The sequence below is a fragment of the Micromonospora sp. NPDC047548 genome (assembly GCF_040642975.1).
Taxonomy (GTDB): domain Bacteria; phylum Actinomycetota; class Actinomycetes; order Mycobacteriales; family Micromonosporaceae; genus Micromonospora.
The window spans coordinates 242,785-258,935 of record NZ_JBEYTI010000001.1; the positions used below are offsets into that span (position 1 = coordinate 242,785).

Annotated in this window: 15 protein-coding genes; 10 read left to right on the forward strand and 5 right to left on the reverse strand. The window is 72.9% G+C overall.

Features of this window, described 5'->3' with window-relative positions; all coding sequences use genetic code 11:
* Positions 1-174 precede the first annotated feature (174 nt).
* The gene (locus ABZ807_RS01165; protein ID WP_357151480.1) at positions 175-1,011 is read left to right on the forward strand and encodes a hypothetical protein; all 837 of its coding nucleotides are present in this window, start codon (positions 175-177) and stop codon (positions 1,009-1,011) included.
* A gap of 394 nt (positions 1,012-1,405) precedes the next feature.
* Here ABZ807_RS01165 and ABZ807_RS01170 read toward each other — a convergent pair whose 3' ends face one another.
* Both ABZ807_RS01170 and ABZ807_RS01175 read right to left on the reverse strand, forming a co-directional pair.
* Positions 1,406-2,713 carry an MFS transporter gene (locus ABZ807_RS01170; protein WP_357151231.1) on the reverse strand — a complete coding sequence of 436 codons (1,308 nt, stop codon included), beginning with the start codon at positions 2,711-2,713 and terminating at the stop codon, positions 1,406-1,408.
* A gap of 360 nt (positions 2,714-3,073) precedes the next feature.
* Positions 3,074-4,477 carry an MFS transporter gene (locus ABZ807_RS01175; RefSeq protein ID WP_357151233.1) on the reverse strand — a complete coding sequence of 468 codons (1,404 nt, stop codon included), beginning with the start codon at positions 4,475-4,477 and terminating at the stop codon, positions 3,074-3,076.
* A 151-nt stretch (positions 4,478-4,628) separates the two neighbouring features.
* On the opposite strand from ABZ807_RS01175, the gene ABZ807_RS01180 reads away from it, so the two are divergent.
* Positions 4,629-5,396: a phosphoglyceromutase gene (locus ABZ807_RS01180; RefSeq protein WP_357151235.1), complete on the forward strand. Its 768-nt coding sequence runs from the start codon at positions 4,629-4,631 to the stop codon at positions 5,394-5,396.
* 59 nt (positions 5,397-5,455) lie between these two features.
* On the opposite strand, the gene phoU is transcribed toward ABZ807_RS01180, so the two are convergent.
* On the reverse strand, positions 5,456-6,109 hold the full coding sequence (phoU, locus tag ABZ807_RS01185) for a phosphate signaling complex protein PhoU (protein ID WP_357151237.1): 654 nt from the start codon (positions 6,107-6,109) through the stop codon (positions 5,456-5,458).
* A gap of 232 nt (positions 6,110-6,341) precedes the next feature.
* On the opposite strand from phoU, the gene ABZ807_RS01190 reads away from it, so the two are divergent.
* Both ABZ807_RS01190 and ABZ807_RS01195 read left to right on the forward strand, forming a co-directional pair.
* Positions 6,342-7,613, forward strand: coding sequence for an ATP-binding protein (locus tag ABZ807_RS01190; RefSeq protein WP_357151482.1), 1,272 nt, complete (start codon positions 6,342-6,344; stop codon positions 7,611-7,613).
* A gap of 20 nt (positions 7,614-7,633) precedes the next feature.
* Complete coding sequence (locus ABZ807_RS01195) at positions 7,634-8,317, forward strand: response regulator transcription factor (protein ID WP_357151239.1); 684 nt, start codon at positions 7,634-7,636, stop codon at positions 8,315-8,317.
* A 4-nt stretch (positions 8,318-8,321) separates the two neighbouring features.
* Here ABZ807_RS01195 and ABZ807_RS01200 read toward each other — a convergent pair whose 3' ends face one another.
* Positions 8,322-8,996, reverse strand: a complete 675-nt coding sequence (locus tag ABZ807_RS01200; RefSeq protein ID WP_357151241.1) for a response regulator — start codon at positions 8,994-8,996, stop codon at positions 8,322-8,324.
* A complete protein-coding gene (locus tag ABZ807_RS01205; protein ID WP_357151243.1) occupies positions 8,993-10,690 on the reverse strand; it encodes an ATP-binding protein in 1,698 nt (565 codons plus the stop codon). The genes ABZ807_RS01200 and ABZ807_RS01205 overlap by 4 nt, the downstream gene beginning before the upstream one ends.
* Positions 10,691-10,789: 99 nt before the next feature.
* Here ABZ807_RS01205 and ABZ807_RS01210 point away from each other — a divergent pair, with 99 nt between their 5' ends.
* Genes ABZ807_RS01210 through rraA form a run of 6 tightly spaced genes read left to right on the forward strand, consistent with a single transcriptional unit; the run spans position 10,790 to position 16,148 of the window.
* The gene (locus tag ABZ807_RS01210) at positions 10,790-11,797 is read left to right on the forward strand and encodes a tripartite tricarboxylate transporter substrate binding protein (protein ID WP_357151245.1); all 1,008 of its coding nucleotides are present in this window, start codon (positions 10,790-10,792) and stop codon (positions 11,795-11,797) included.
* Positions 11,794-12,537 (forward strand): tripartite tricarboxylate transporter TctB family protein, encoded by a 744-nt coding sequence (locus ABZ807_RS01215; RefSeq protein ID WP_357151247.1) that lies wholly within the window; start codon positions 11,794-11,796, stop codon positions 12,535-12,537. Before ABZ807_RS01210 ends, ABZ807_RS01215 begins: the two co-directional genes overlap by 4 nt.
* Positions 12,537-14,039 (forward strand): tripartite tricarboxylate transporter permease, encoded by a 1,503-nt coding sequence (locus tag ABZ807_RS01220; RefSeq protein WP_357151249.1) that lies wholly within the window; start codon positions 12,537-12,539, stop codon positions 14,037-14,039. The genes ABZ807_RS01215 and ABZ807_RS01220 overlap by 1 nt, the downstream gene beginning before the upstream one ends.
* Complete coding sequence (locus ABZ807_RS01225; RefSeq protein ID WP_357151250.1) at positions 14,036-14,428, forward strand: universal stress protein; 393 nt, start codon at positions 14,036-14,038, stop codon at positions 14,426-14,428. Before ABZ807_RS01220 ends, ABZ807_RS01225 begins: the two co-directional genes overlap by 4 nt.
* Positions 14,429-14,433: 5 nt before the next feature.
* Positions 14,434-15,672 carry an MFS transporter gene (locus ABZ807_RS01230; RefSeq protein WP_357151252.1) on the forward strand — a complete coding sequence of 413 codons (1,239 nt, stop codon included), beginning with the start codon at positions 14,434-14,436 and terminating at the stop codon, positions 15,670-15,672.
* Positions 15,666-16,148: a ribonuclease E activity regulator RraA gene (rraA, locus tag ABZ807_RS01235; RefSeq protein WP_357151254.1), complete on the forward strand. Its 483-nt coding sequence runs from the start codon at positions 15,666-15,668 to the stop codon at positions 16,146-16,148. Before ABZ807_RS01230 ends, rraA begins: the two co-directional genes overlap by 7 nt.
* Positions 16,149-16,151 lie beyond the last annotated feature (3 nt).

Here is a 16,151-nt window from a genome sequence, read left to right on the forward strand (position 1 = left end):
ACCACTGCGGCGTGGCAAAACGGGACCCGCCGCAGGCCGAGACGGACTGTCGAGGAGCGTGCGATGGCTCAGCGGAACAGCTCAGGTCGCGGCGGAACTGCGACCAGGACCAGACAGCAGGCGGGTAACCAGACGCCGAACACCCCGGGGATCTCCGAGTCCGAGATCTCGCGGATGCGGGTGGACGACATCCGGGGGCAGTTGCGGCGTCGCGGTGTCTCCGGCATCTCCGCGCTGCGCAAGCCCGAGTTGGTGAAGACGCTGGCGCGGACCCTGCGAGCCGAGGGCCGCGCCGGCGGCGCGGCGCGGCGCAGCACCGGTCCGGCGGGCCGGGCACCTGCCAAGAAGGCCGCCATCAAGCAGGCCACCATCAAGAAGGCCGCCACCAAGAAGGCCGCCACCAAGAAGGCGACGAGCGCCCGGAAGAGCGCGTCCGCGCGGGCGAAGGCGGCGCCGGCGCCGGCCCGCAAGGCGGCGCCGGCGCGCAAGGCCACCCCGGCCGCCGCCCGGCGGTCGACGGCCACCCGTGCGAAGGCTGCGCCGGCGAAGGCGGGTGCTCGGGCGAAGGCTGCGCCGGCGAAGGCGGGTGCTCGGGCGAAGGCCGCGCCCGCCAAGGCGGCGGCCGCCGCCGGAACCACCGGCACGCGCACCGGCCGGTCCAGCGCCCGTTCGGTACGGTCGTCGCAGGTGATCTCCTCGCCGGCGGACCGCCCCGAGCGTCCCGGCCGGAGCCTGGTCACCAGCAACCACGAGGTGATCCAGAACTGGGCGCGGGCCCGTGGCGCCCGGCCGGCCACCATCGCCGGCACCGAGCGGGAGGGCCGGCCGGGGGTGCTGACCTTCGAGATCCCGGGCTACCGGGAGAGCAGCCGGGTCCAGGTGATCAGCTGGGACGACTGGTTCCGGACGTTCGACCTCCGGCGGCTGAACCTGATCTACCAGGAGCAGTTGCGCGATGGTCGGCAGAGCAACTTCTTCCGTACCGAGTCACCCGATCGGGAGGACGCCTGAGGGGTTTACGGGAATGGTCTACGGGAATGCCATGTTGACCAGCACCGAGGCCGGGAGCAGGGGTGCCGGATCGCCGACCCGAAGCTGTGACCGGCGAAACAGTGATCCAGGTTGAATCCGGAATCCGGGCGAACTAACTTTATTGCACCGCGCCGCGCTCGGAACCGTTCGGGGGAGCGGCGGATCGATCAGATCCGTGCACCGAGCGAGGCGCACGAAACGGGTGGAGCACATCGTTGGGGGACGGTGCCACCCGTGGAACCGGCGGCGCGAGCGGGCGACGCTTACGGGGGTGAGTGTCGCCCGCCGCCGCCGGGCAAGCGGTGTGAACGCCCACCACGACCACGGTCGCGGTGGGCGTTCTGCCGTCGCCCCTCAGCCTAGCCGTCGCCCCTCAGCCCACCGGCTGCGCGGCGCGTCCCGGCTGACCGACCCGCCGCGCCGCCACCCGGCGCTCCCGGCTCGGCCCGGCCAGCAGGTGTCCACCCGCGGCCAGCAGGCCCAGCGCCGCCACCACCAGCCAGTGCCGCTCCCCGAGGTACTGCAGGCTCACCCCGCCGAGCGTCGGCGCGACGAAGGACGCGGCCGGGAAGGTCAGGTAGAACACCGACTGGTAGCGGGCCCGCAGCTCGGGCGGGGCCAGGTCGGCGTTGATCTGCGCGTTCGGCGGTGCGGCCAGCATCGAGCCGACCGTCCAGACCACGGCGGCAGCCAGGTAGACCCAGAGGTGGTCGGCGAGGGCCAGCATCCCGAAACCCACCGCGAGCAACCCGGTGGAGAGGGCCAGCACGCGGTGCGCGCGACGGCCGTCGATCAGCCCGGGTACGAAGAGCTGTCCCACCACGATCAGCGCGCCACCCAGCGCCACCACCGTCCCGTACGCCGACGGGGTCAGGCCGTCCGCTCGCATGGCCAGCGGCATGATCGTCGAGGTCTGCATGGTGAGTACGGCCAGCACGAAGGTGAGCCCGACGAAGACCAGGAAGGTCCGGTCGGTCAGCGCGGTGTGCAGCCCCGGCGGCCGGGACCGTCCGGCCCGGTCCGCCTCCGGGTCGCCGGCCGTCCGCCCGGACCGGGTCGGGTCCGGCTGGCTCCCCGCTCGTTCGGCGCGGCGGGGCAGGGTTTCCGGGACCTTCCAGGCGATCAGCGCGGCGGCGGCCAGGGTGGCGGCGGCGTCGACCAGGAAGAGCGCGAGAAAGCTCGCCTCGGCCAGCAGCCCGGCCAGCAGCGAGGCCACCGCCATGCCCAGGTTGAACGCCCAGAACTGGAGGTTGAACGCGTGGGAGCGGCGGTGCTCGGGGACCACGTCCACGATCGCCGCGACGAAGGCCGGGCTCGGCATCGAGTGCGCGACTCCGACCAGCGCGGCCAGCGCCGCGATCAGCGCGAGGTGCCGGCTGAACGCCAGGCCCACCATCAGCCCCGCCGCCGCCAGGTGCGCGGCGAGCAGGGTGGCCCGGCGGCCCCAGCGGTCCGCCAGCACCCCGGCGAGCAGCACCCCGACCGCCCCGCCGGCCCCGTACGCCCCGACCACCGCGCCGGCCAGCGCCTCGCTCGCCCCGCGCGCCGCGGTGAGGTAGAGGGACAGGAAGAGCACGGCGAAGGCGCCGGCCCGGTTGACCAGCAGCCCGGCCCAGAGGTACCAGAAGGTGGCGGGCAGGCCCCCGGCAGTCCCGTCCCACCACCGTCGCAGCCCCCGCACCCGTCCTCCAGAAAGCTTTGTTAACCGATTGGTTTCCCGACCGTATGCAGGGCCGCGCTGCCGCGCCAGCGTGTTCGTGATCACCGTGTGGTGCCCGTCGGCAGCGCCCCGGTTCCACGTGGCGAGTCTGCGCGGCAGGGAGGCGGATGGTGGTCGCGGGTCCTTTGGATCTGATGTCGTGAACGACTCACGGGCGGCAGACGGGAGGCGGACGGGTGGCGGCTCGGGCCGCGTTTCCCGCTGGCGCTGATCTCCCCGGCCGGCATCCGCCCGTGCTGATTCGTTTACGACATCAGCTCGAAAGGGCACGCGGAGGGGGTCCGCTGGGATGCCCGCCCGCGAGGCGGCGCTGGGCGTACCTCAGGAAGGGCTGCGGGCCGGGACCGGCTCGGCCGGGGCGGTGGCCGCGACCTCGGCCGCCTCGGAAGCCTCTGCCGCCTCGGGGGCCTCTGCCGCCTCGAGGGCCGGCGGCCGGCCGGCGGTCACCGGCGTGACCGGCTGCGTCGCCGGCTGCGTCGCCGGCTGCGTCGCCGGCTGCGTCGCCGGACGCAGCTGGGTGGCCCGCCGCTCCCGGGCCGGCCCGGAGACCAGGTGGGCCACCGCCACCAGGGCGCCGATGGCCGCGCAGCCGAGCCAGAGCTCGGTGTTGCCGGCCCGCTCCCGGACCAGGCCGCCGAGGATCGGCGCGGCCGCCCCGGCGATCTGCCAGGAGAGCGAGAAGACGCCCTGGTAGCGGCCGCGCAGTTCGTCGGGGGAAAGCTCGGCGATGAGGGTGGCGTTGGACGGTGAGTTGAGCATCTCGCCGAGGGTCCAGATCAACACGGTGAGGCCGTAGAACCAGGCGGCGTCGGCGAACGCGGTCAGGCCGAAACCGACGCCCATCACCAGCGAGGCCAGGGCGAGCACGTGGGACCGGCTGCGGCCCTTGATCAGCCGTGGCACGAAGAGCTGCCCGACCACGATCAGGACGCCGTTGAGCGCGATCACCGAGCCGTACGTGGCCGGGGTGAGGCCGGAGTCGCCCATCGCGATCGGCAGCATCGAGATGTGCTGGAGGAAGACCAGCGCGGCGAACAGGTTGAGCGCCACGAAGCCGAGGAAGACCCGGTCGCTGAGGATGGTCCGCAGCGCACCGGCCGGAGCGGCGCCGGCCGGGCGGGCGGGGGCGGCCGAGGGCCGGCGGGTCTCCTTCACCCGGGTGAAGATGATCAGCGCGGTGACCACGGTGGTGACCGCGTCGACCACGAAGAGCAGCAGGTAGCCGGCCTGGGCGGCGAACCCGGCGAGCACCGCGGCGCAGGCGAAGCCGAGGTTGATCGCCCAGTAGTTCAGCGAGAAGGCGCGCAGCCGGTCCTTCTCCGGCACCACGTCGACCATCATGGCGCCGAACGCCGGCCGGGCCGCCTCGGCGAACATGCCGAGCAGCAGCGCGCCCGTCGCCACCGCCCAGAGCGGCCGGGCGAATCCGAGCGCGAGCATCATGGTGGCCGCGCCGAGGTGCGCGGTGAGCAGCGTGGGTCGCCGTCCCCAGCGGTCGGTGAGCGTGCCGCCGACGGTGGTGCCGACCGCGCCGCCGACGCCCCACAGGCCCAGCACCAGGCCGGCCTGCGCGGGGGAGAAGCCGCGTTCCCTGGTGAGGTAGATGGCGAGGAAGATCAGGACGAACGAGCCGAGCCGGTTGATCAGGGTGCCGGTCCAGAGGTACCAGAAGGTCCTCGGCAGTCCCCCGGTGGTGTCCCGCAACCAACTCCGCACCGTCCGCACGCCCGCGCCCCCGCTCAGGTAATGACCGCAAAGTTCAAAGCGCCTTACAACCTAGTGCCGGGCCGGAACGCCGGTCACCGGTTTTTCCACGTGGTGGTCGTCACGGCCACTGCCCGCGTGTCCGTCGGCGGGGTGCGGCAGGATGATCGGCATGACTGCGAGCGAGGGGCCCACCGTCGGGACGCTGGTCCTGCTGCGGCACGGCGAGAGCGACTGGAACGCCAAGAACCTCTTCACCGGCTGGGTCGACGTCGACCTGACCGAGAAGGGCGAGAACGAGGCGCGGCGCGGCGGCGAGCTGATGCGCGAGCACAGCCTGCTGCCCGACGTGGTGCACACCAGCGTGATGCGCCGGGCGATCCGTACCGCCGAGCTGGCGCTCAACGCCGCCGACCGGCACTGGATCGCGGTGCGCCGGTCGTGGCGGCTCAACGAGCGGCACTACGGCGCCCTGCAGGGCAAGGACAAGAAGCAGACCCTGGATGAGTACGGCGAGGAGCAGTTCATGCTCTGGCGCCGGTCGTACGACACGCCGCCGCCGCCGATCGCCGACGACGACGAGTGGTCGCAGGTCGGTGACCCGCGCTACGCGCTGCTGCCCACCGAGCTGATGCCGCGCACCGAGTGCCTCAAGGACGTCGTCGAGCGGATGCTGCCGTACTGGTACGACTCGATCGTGCCGGACATCCTGGCCGGCCGTACGGTGCTGGTGGCCGCGCACGGCAACTCGCTGCGCGCCCTGGTCAAGCACCTCGACCAGATCAGCGACGAGGCCATCGCCAAGCTGAACATCCCCACCGGCATCCCGCTGCGCTACGACCTCGACCCGCAGTTGCGCCCGCTCACCCTGGGCGGCACCTACCTCGATCCGGCCGCCGCCAGGACGGCCGCCGCCGCCGTGGCCAACCAGGGCCGCTGACGCACCACGCAGAAGGCCCCGGTCCGCGCGCCGGACCGGGGCCTTCGCGGTACGTCGGGTCAGCTCGCCGCGGGAGTGGTCTCGCCGGTGATCAGGTAGACCACCTGCTTGCCGGCGTTGACCGCGTGGTCGGCGAAGCGCTCGTAGAAGCGGCCGAGCAGGGTGGCGTCGATCGCCGTCTCCACCCCGTACGGCCAGTCGTCGCCGAGCAGCACGCCGAAGAGGCTTCGGTGCAGGTCGTCCATGGCGTCGTCGTCGCGGTCCAGCTCGGCGGCGAGGTCGGCGTCGGGCCTGGCCAGCACCGCGCCGATCTTCTCCGCTATCCGGTCGGCGATCGCGGCCATGTCGGTGAAGACCGGACGCAGCTCGGCCGGCACGGCCGGCGACGGGTGCCGGCGCAGCGCCGTCTTGGCCACGTGCTCGGCCAGGTCACCCATCCGGTCCAGGTCCGCCGCCACGTGCAGCGCAGTGATCATGGCCCGCAGGTCGGAGGCGACCGGCGCCTGCCGGGCGAGCAGGTCGCAGACCCGCTCCTCGACGTGCTGGTAGAGGTCGTCGATCTCGGCGTCCCGCGCGATCACGGCCTCGGACGCCTCATGGTCGGCGGTGAGCAGGCCGCGGGTTGCCTGGCGCATCGCGGCGCGCACCCCCTCCGCCATGTCCACCAGCAGCTGGCTGACAATCTGCAGGTCGGCCCGGAACTCGTCGCGCATCGTCACTTCCTGAGGTCGGTGCCGCCGGGCCCCCGGCTGGGGCGTCGGCGTACGGGTCGAGCAGGTGCGCGCCCACCGTAGGCGGGGGGAGCGGACCCGAGGTGAACTCCGGTGAACGACACGGGACCCACGAGTGAACTTCTCCGGAAGTGAGGACGATTCGTCCCGTTATGGATGGTAGCCAGGTGAACGATGACCCTACGATCGCCAGGTGGAATGGGTGGTGGCGGTCGTGGTGGCCGTGGCGCTGGCGACCGGCCTGGTCGCCGGCCTGCTGCTGTCCCGACCCGTCCGCGGGTGGCGGCGCCGGGCGGCGTCGTCGGGGAGCGATGGCTCCCGCCGGAGCTCAGGGAGGCTCGCGATTCCCGACGACCAGCAGGGCCGCCTCTCCGGGCTCGGCCGCAAGACGATCGACTCGCTGCGCGCCGGCGTGGTCGTGCTCGACCCGGACGACGTGCCGGTCCTGGTCAACCCCGCCGCCCGGGCGATGGGCCTGCTCCGCACCGGCGCCACGGCCGGCTCCATCGCCGCCCACCCGCTGATCCGTACCCTCGCCGGACAGGTGCGCCGCACCGGCGTGCGGCGCGAGATCGAGCTGGACCTGCCGCGCGGTCGCGACAGCGCCGGGGTGAACCCGCTCGGGGTGCATCTGCGGGCGATGGGGATCGGTGCCGGCTACATCTCCATCGAGGCGGCCGACGTCACCGAGTCGCACCGGCTGGCCCGGGTCCGCCGGGACTTCGTCGCCAACGTCAGCCACGAGCTGAAGACCCCCATCGGGGCGCTGCAGCTGCTGGCCGAGGCGCTGCTCGACGCCACCGAGCCCGCCGGGGCGGGCCCGCCGGACCTCTCCGAGGACCTGGTCGCGGCCCGCCGCTTCGCCGAGCGGATCCAGCACGAGTCGACCCGGCTGGGCCGGCTCGTCCAGGAGCTGCTGGAGCTGACCCGGCTCCAGGGCGCGGAGCCGCAGCCCGCGCCGGAGCCGGTCGCGGTCGACTGGGTGATCGCCGAGGTGGTCGACCGGACCCGTACCCCGGCCGCCGCCCGGCAGATCCAGGTGGTGATCGAGGGGGAGAAGGGGCTGACCGTCTACGGCAGCGACGCCCAGCTCGCCACCGCCGTGGCCAACCTCGTGGAGAACGCGATCAACTACTCGGGCGAGAACACCAGCGTCCGGGTCGCCACCCGCGCCGTCGACGAGCATGTCGAGATCGCCGTCACCGACCAGGGCATCGGCATCGCGCCCAACGACGTGGACCGGATCTTCGAACGGTTCTACCGGGCCGACCAGGCCCGCTCGCGTTCCACCGGTGGCACCGGTCTCGGCCTGGCCATCGTCAAGCACATCGCCGGCAACCATGGCGGTCGGGTGGAGGTGGCGAGCACACTCGGAGGGGGCTCGACGTTCACCCTCCGGTTACCGGCCCGCCCCCCGGCCGACCTGGAGACGATACTGCCGTCGGCTGGGATCAAGGCTGGCCCGTCCGAACTCCGCCAGGTCTGACCGCATGAGAGGAAGCACCGTTGAGCCGCGTTCTGGTGGTCGAGGACGAAGAGTCGTTCTCCGACGCCCTGTCGTACATGCTCCGCAAGGAGGGTTTCGAGGTGTCCGTCGCCGCGACGGGTCCCTCCGCCCTCACCGAGTTCGACCGGACCGGCGCGGACATCGTCCTGCTCGACCTGATGCTCCCCGAGATGTCCGGGACGGAGGTCTGCCGGCAGTTGCGGCAGCGCTCGCACGTGCCGATCATCATGGTCACCGCCCGGGACAGTGAGATCGACAAGGTGGTCGGCCTGGAGCTCGGGGCCGACGACTACGTCACCAAGCCGTACTCGCCCCGGGAGTTGGTGGCCCGGATCCGGGCCGTACTGCGCCGGCAGAGCCCGGAGGTGACCGAGTCGGGCGCGCCGACGCTGGCCGCCGGCCCGGTCCGGATGGACATCGAGCGGCACGTGGTGACCGTCGACGGCGCCCCGGTCCAGCTGCCGCTGAAGGAGTTCGAGCTGCTGGAGCTGCTGCTGCGCAACGCCGGTCGGGTGCTCACCCGGGGGCAGCTCATCGACCGGGTCTGGGGTGCCGACTACGTCGGCGACACCAAGACGCTGGACGTGCACGTCAAGCGGCTGCGTTCCAAGGTCGAGCCGGAGCCGTCCGCGCCGCGGTTCATCGTGACCGTGCGCGGCCTCGGCTACAAGTTCGAGCCGTAGGCCGTCAGGAGACCCAGCTGTAGCGACGCTCCGGGCGGCCGGCGGAGCCGTACCGGAGGTTGACCTCCGCCCGCCCGGTGTCGGCGAAATGCTCCAGGTAGCGCCGCGCGCTGACCCGGGAGATGCCCACCGCGGTGGCGCACTCGGCGGCGGAGAACGTCCCGGAGTGCCCCCGCAGGGCGCGTTCCACCAGCTCGGCGGTCTCCGCGCTGAGGCCCCGGGGCAGCGCCGAGGTGGCGATGTGCGAGCCGCTGCGGGACAGCACCCGGTCCACGTCGGCCTGGTCGCTGACCACGGTGGCGCGCGGCGAGTTGCGCCGGGCGGCGTACTGCTCCAGCCGGGTCCGCAGCTCGTCGAAGCCGAACGGCTTGAGCAGGTAGTTGACCGCGCCGTAGCGGACCGCCCGGCGCACCGCCTCGGCCTCCCGGGCCGCGCTGATCACCAGCACGTCGCAGTCGTGCCGGGCGGCCCGCAGCCGGGTCACCACGTCCAGGCCGAACATGTCCGGCAGGTAGAGGTCGAGCAGCACCAGGTCGGGGCGGAGCTCCTCGACGGCGGCGACCGCCTGTTCGCCGGTGCTGGCCGTGCCCACCACCCGGAAGCCGTCGATCCGCTCGACGAAGCCGCGGTGGATCCGGGCCACCATGAAGTCGTCGTCGACCACCAGTACGTCGATCACCGGCTCGCCTCCAGCGCCCCGGTCACCGACATCCGGGCCGTGAACATCGCACCCTCCTCGGTGTTGGTCACCGCGACCTCGCCGCCGCGCCGGTGGCAGACCAGCCGGGTGAGCGCCAGTCCGATGCCCCGTTCGCCGCCCCGCGCCGCCTTGGTGGTGAAGCCGTGGGCGAAGACCTCCTGGGCCAGTTGCGGAGCCACCCCCGGCCCCGAGTCGCGGACCACGATCTCCACCGAGGAGGCGTCCCGGCGCAGCTCGACCTCCACCCAGGCCGGCTCGTCCGGGAGGTCGCCGCCGTCCGGTGCGGCGCCGTCCGGGGTGCCGGACGCCGTCGGGATGGGGCCCTCCCGGCTGCCGGCCACCGCCTCGACGGCGTTGTCGACCAGGTTGCCCAGCACCGTCGCGACGTCCGCGGCGACCGCCGGCTCCAGCCGGTCCAGGCCGGTCCGTTCGGAGATCCGCAGCTCCACCCGGCGCTCGGCGGCCAGCGCCGACTTCGCCATCAGCAGCGCCGCCACCGCCGTGTCGTGGATCCGGCTGGTCACGGTGAGGTCGAGCGAGGCCCGGTGCCGGCTCAGCGCGTCGACGTACCGGACCACCTCGTCGTGCTCACCGATCTGGATCAGCCCCGAGATGGTGTGCAGCTGGTTGGCGAACTCGTGGGTCTGGGCCCGCAGCAGCTCGGTGGTGCTGCGGAAGGATCCTATCTCCTGCTCCAGGCGGGCCAGCTCGGTGCGGTCCCGCAGGGTGGTCACCGAGCCGAGCCGGCGGCCGTCCTTGCGTACCATCATCCGGTTCATCACCAGCACCCGGCCGCCCCGGACGACCACCTCGTCCCGGGCCTCCGCGCCGGCGTCGACCCCGGCCAGCACGTCCCGGAGCCGGCCGGAGATGCCCAGGTCGGCGAGGCTGCGGCCGAGGCAGTGCTCGGGCAGGTCGAGCAGTCGCCGGCCGACCGCGTTGACCAGGGTGACCCGCTGCTGCGGGTCGAGCGCGACCACCCCCTCGGCGATGCCGTGCAGCAGCGCCTCGCGGTGCTCGGCCAGCCCGGCGATCTCCCGGGGCTCCAGGCCGAGGGTCTGCCGCTTGATCCGCCGGGCCAGCAGCCAGGAGCCCGCCACCCCCAGGGCGCAGGCAATGCCCAGGTAGGTGAAGAGGTACGAGGAGGCACCGACCAGCCGCTGCGACCAGGTCAGCGACAACTCACCGACCACCACCACGCCGAGGTACCGGCCGAGGTTGTAATCCTCTTCGCCCAGCACCGGCACCTGGGCGACCAGCTCCCGCGACCCGTCGACCTCCAGCTCGCCGAACCAGCTCCGGCCCTGCGCCACCTGGGGGTCGCCGAGCCTCACCGGGCTGCCTACCAGAGTGGGGTTGGTCGAGCTGACCACCCGGCCCCGGGCGTCGGCCACGGTCACCGAGGTGACCCCGGACTGGGTCAGCGTGTTCTGCACCAGCGGCGCGACCGCCTCGGCGGGCGCGGGCCGGTTGAGCCGGTCCCGGAGCAGGGCGTTGCTGGCGAGCTGCTCGCCGAGGGCGGCCACCCGCCGTCCCTCGACCCGGTTGAAGGTCGCCGCGGACTGGGCCAGCGACACGGCGGCCACCGCCACCAGCACGACCACGATGATCGCGAGCTGGAGGACCAGCAGCTGCCCGGCCAGCGTGCGGCGACGGGACGTGATCGCGACCACAAAGACCTCAATTTCCGCTGGTGACAGAAGGCTGACTGTATGCCGGCACCGGGGCCATCATCTTGCGGCCGGACTCATTCGAAACGGAAGAGAAACATGATGGCAACTCGTAGGAACGTGCTGGTCATGGGCGTCGCCGCCGCCACGGCGCTGGCGCTGGGCGCCTGCGGCGCCACCGCCGACAAGAACGAGGGTGGGTCCGGAGACAGCGGCAAGCCCGCCACCGGACTGCGGATCATGGTGCCGAACACCCCCGGCGGCGGGTACGACACCACCGCCCGCACCGCGGCCAAAGTGATGGAGGACGCCAAGATCGCCACCGGCGTGCAGGTCTTCAACCTGCCTGGCGCGGGCGGCACCGTCGGCCTCCAGCGCACGGTGAACGAGAAGGGCAACGGCAAGCTCGCCATGCAGATGGGGCTGGGCGTGGTCGGTGCCTCGTACACCTCCAAGTCGAAGGCGACGCTCACCCAGACCACCCCGCTGGCCAAGCTGATCGAGGAGGCCGGCGCCATCGTGGTGCCGAAGGACTCCCCGTACAAGACCATCGGCGACCTGGTCACCGCCTGGAAGGCCAACCCCAAGGGCATCGCGGTCGGCGGCGGCTCGTCCCCCGGCGGCCCGGACCACCTGCTGCCGATGCAGCTCGCCAAGACCGTCGGCATCGACCCGCGCCAGGTCAACTTCGTCTCGTACGACGGCGGCGGCGAGCTGCTGCCGGCAGTGCTCGGCGGCAAGGTGGCCTTCGGCGCCAGCGGCTTCGGTGAGTTCCTCGACCAGGTCGAGGCGGGCCAGATCCGGGTCCTCGCGGTCACCAGCGAGGCGCCGATCGACGCGCTCAAGGACGTGCCGACGCTGAAGTCGTCCGGCATCGACCTGGTCTTCACCAACTGGCGCGGCATCGTCGCGCCGCCCGGCATCAGCGACGCCGACAAGAAGGTCTGGATCGACGTGCTGACGAAGATGCACGAGTCCGCCGAGTGGAAGGCCGAGCTGACCAAGCGCGGCTGGACCGACGCCTTCATCACCGGCGACGAGTTCGCCACCTTCCTCACCGAGCAGGACAAGTCGGTGGCGGACCTGCTCAGCCAGCTCGGACTGGCATGACCGGCAGGACCACCCGACCGGAGCGGGGCGGCGACCGGCCGCCCCGCCCGGCCGTGCCGACGTTGCCCGAACAGGCGGGGACGCCGGACCGGGAGAAGGGCGGCCCGCCCCCGGCCGCCTCGGACCCGACCCCGCCGGCCGCCGACCTGGCGGGGCGACCCGCCAGGTCGGCGGCGTCCACCGGGCCGGCGCCGGTCAGCGCGCCCGACGCGGAGGTGGCGCCGCCCGACGCGGAGCCGGCGGCGACGCCGGCCCGGGGCGGCGACCGGGCGCAGTACGGGGTCTGCGCCTTCCTCGCCCTGGTCGGCGGGCTGGTCATCGTCGACGCGACCCGGATCGGGCACGCGATCAACAGCGCCGACCCGATCGGCCCGAAGCCGGTGCCGATCCTGCTCGGCGTGCTGCTGCTCATCGTCGCCGCGGTCTACGCGGTGGACGTGGCCCGCGGCGGCGCCGGTGAGCCGGAGGCCGGCGAGGACGTCGACCTGACCACCCCGATCGACTGGCGGACCGTGCTGCTGCTGATCGGCGCCTTCCTGGTCAACGCGGTGCTCATCGAACGGCTCGGCTGGGTGATCAGCGGGACGTTGCTCTTCTGGGGCTCGGCCTACGCGCTGGGTAACCGGCACTACGTCCGCAACCTGCTGATCGCCGTCGCGCTGTCGTTGATCACCTTCTACACGTTCGCCATCGGGCTCGGCGTGAACCTGCCCGCGGGCGTGCTGCAAGGGATCCTGTGATGGACAACCTCGGAAACCTGCTCGACGGGTTCGCCAACGTGGTGACCCCGATGAACCTGCTGATCGCGCTGCTCGGGGTGACCATCGGCACCGCCGTCGGCGTGCTGCCCGGGATCGGCCCGGCGATGACGGTGGCGCTGCTGCTGCCGGTCACCTACGGGATGGAGCCCACCCAGGCGTTCATCATGTTCGCCGGCATCTTCTACGGCGGCATGTACGGCGGCTCGACCACCTCGATCCTGCTGAACACCCCGGGCGAGTCGTCGTCGGTGGTGACCGCGATCGAGGGCAACAAGATGGCGAAGGCGGGCCGGGCGGCGCAGGCCCTCGCGACCGCCGCGATCGGCTCGTTCGTCGCCGGCACCATCGCCACCCTGGCGCTCGTCCTGGTGATGCCGCCGGTGGTGGCGTTCGCGATCAGCCTCGGTGCGCCGGACTACTTCGCGCTGATGCTGCTGTCGTTCGTCGCGGTCACCGCGGTGCTCGGCGCGTCCCGGGTACGCGGCTTCGCCTCGCTGCTGATCGGCCTGGTGATCGGCCTGGTCGGGATCGACCAGAGCGGTCAGCAACGGCTCACCTTCGGTCTGCCGCAGCTCGCCGACGGCATCGACGTGGTCGTGGTGGCGGTGGGGATCTTTGCCGTCGGTGAGGCGCTCTGGATCGCCGCGCACCTGCGCCGCAAGTCCGGCGAGGTGATCCCGGTGGGCCAACCGTGGATGGGGCGGGAGGACTGGAAGCGGTCCTGGAAGCCCTGGCTGCGCGGCACCGCCTACGGGTTCCCGTTCGGCGCGTTGCCGGCTGGCGGGGCGGAGATCCCGACCTTCCTGTCGTACGCCACGGAGAAGAAGCTCTCCAAGCACAAGGAGGAGTTCGGCCGGGGCGCGATCGAGGGCGTCGCCGGGCCGGAGGCGGCCAACAACGCCTCCGCCGCCGGCACGCTGGTGCCGATGCTGGCGATCGGCCTGCCCACCAACGCCACCGCCGCGGTGATGCTGGCCGCCTTCCAGCAGTACGGCATCCAGCCCGGCCCGTTGCTGCTCACGCGGGAGTCCGGCCTGGTCTGGACGCTGATCGCCAGCCTCTTCATCGGCAACCTGCTGCTGCTGGTGCTGAACCTGCCGCTCGCCCCCGCCTGGGCGCGGCTGCTGCGGATCCCGCGCCCGTACCTCTACGCCGGGATCCTCTTCTTCGCCACGATGGGCGCGTACGCGGTCAACGCCCAACCGTTCGACCTGTTCCTGCTGCTCACCCTCGGCCTGCTCGGGTTCGGCATGCGGCGCTTCGGCCTGCCGATCCTGCCGCTGATCGTCGGGGTGATCCTCGGCCCGCGCGCCGAACTCCAGGGCCGGCGGGCGCTGCAGCTCTCCGGCGGTGAGCTGCACGGCCTGATCGGCGGCTGGGTGTCCTGGCTGATCTACGCCGCGATCGTGGTGGTGCTCCTCTGGCCGCTGGTCGGCCGGTTCGTGGTCCGTCCGCTGCGTGGAAGGTTGGTGACCCGATGACCATCTTGGTGGGGTACGTCCCCTCGGCGCTCGGCGAGGCGGCGCTGCGTGCCGCCGTCGAGCAGGCCCGGTTCCGCGACGAGGCGCTGCTGGTGGTGAACACCTCGCGCGGCGACGCGTACGTCGACCCGCGGTTCGCCCAGGAGGGCGACCTGGAACGGGTGGTCAGCGAGCTGACCGCGGAAGGGGTGCCGCACACCGTCCGACAGCTCGTCCGGGGCAGGGACGCGGCCGAGGAGATCGTTGAGATCGTCGAGGCGGAGGAGATCTCGCTGGTGGTGATCGGCATCCGGCACCGCACCCCGGTGGGCAAGCTGATCATGGGTTCGGCCGCGCAGGAGATCCTGCTCCGGGTGCCCTGTCCGGTGCTCGCGGTGAAGGCCGACTGAGTGGGATGTCCGGCGCCGTCCACGGGGGCCCCGGGCTGACCGGGGTCCCCGCACGTACCCAGACGGGCCTGCTGCTCACGCACACCGTCGTGGTGCAGGCGGTCACCTTCATGCTGCGCCCGGCGTCCGCGTACCAGGCGTTGGACCTGGACGTGCCGGCGGCCTGGCTCGGCGTGCTCGGGGCCAGCTTCGCCGCCGTGCCGCTGGTGCTGGCCGTGCCCTCCGGCCACGCGGTCGACCGGTTCGGCGAGCGCCGGATCGTGCTGGCCGGGTCGGGTCTGCTCGTCGCCGCCGGCGCCTGCTTCGTGCTCTTCGCCGACTCGGTCGCCGGCCTGGTCGTGGCCAGCATGGTCCTGGGCACCGGTCACCTCTGCGCGGTGGTGGGCCAGCAGGCGCTGGTCGCCAACCGCACCCCGGCGGACCGGTACGACGCGGCGTTCGGCTACTACACCTTCGCCGCCTCGCTCGGCCAGGCGTTCGGTCCCGGCCTGATCGTGGCCTTCGGCGGGGACCGCCCGATCCCGGACACCGGGGCGATCTTCCTCGGCGCCGCCGCGCTCACCCTGCCGCTGCTGGTCGCCGCCGTGTTCCTCCGCCCGTCGGGGCACCACCGGCAGGCGGCCGGGCCGGCCGCCGGCGGACTGGCCGGCCTGCTCCGCCAGCCCGGACTGGTGCGCGCCCTCGCGGTCAGCTGCGTCGTCCTGGCGGCGGTCGACATCACCCTGGTCTACCTGCCCGCCCTCGGCGCCGAGCGGGGCATCGCCGCCGGCTCCATCGGCGTACTGCTGGGGTTGCGGGCGGTCGCGTCGATGGCCTCGCGGCTGCTGCTCGGCCGGCTGGTCGCCGCCGTCGGCCGGCGCCGGCTGCTGGTCGGCACCGTCGCGCTCTCCGCCGCCGGTCTCGGGCTGCTGCTGCCGCCCCTGCCGCTCTGGGCGATGGCCGTGGTGGTCACGGTCTCCGGGCTGGGCCTGGGCGCCGGGCAACCACTGACCATGTCGTTCCTGGCCGAGTCCGCCCCGTCCGGGCTGCGCGGCCGGGCGATGTCGCTGCGGCTCACCGGCAACCGGCTCGGCCAGGTGATCATCCCGAGCGCCGCCGGTGCGCTCGCCGCCGGTGCCGGTGCGGCGGGCGTGCTCGCCTGCACCGCCGCCGGCCTGGCCGGCGCGGCCGCCGCCGCGACCGGCCTGCACCAGACCCCGCCCGCCGATCCGGCGGCCGAACCAGAGAGGGAAGAACCATGCTGACTTCCACCGCCGACCTATACGACCGGCACGGCGACGTGCTCGGCACGTGCGACACCCAGCTGCGCCAGTTCGGCGCCGTGCGCGCCTTCGCGGGGCCGGCCGTCACGGTGCGCTGCTTCGAGGACAACGCCCTGGTCAAGTCGATCCTCGCCGAGCCGGGGGAGGGCCGGGTGCTGGTGGTGGACGGCGGTGGATCGGTGCACACCGCCCTGATGGGCGACCTGATCGCCGGCAGCGCGGTGCAGAACGGCTGGGCGGGGGTGGTGATCAACGGTGCGGTCCGGGACGTCACCGCGCTGGCCGCCCTGCCGATCGGCATCAAGGCGCTCGGCGCCAACCCGCGCAAGAGCGCAAAGACGGGAGCCGGCGAGCGGGACGTGCCGGTGTCGTTCGGCAACTGCGTCTTCACGCCCGGGGCCGAGGTGCACAGCGACGAAGACGGCGTGGTCGTCCTGCCGGCCGACGCGCGGGAGTAGCGC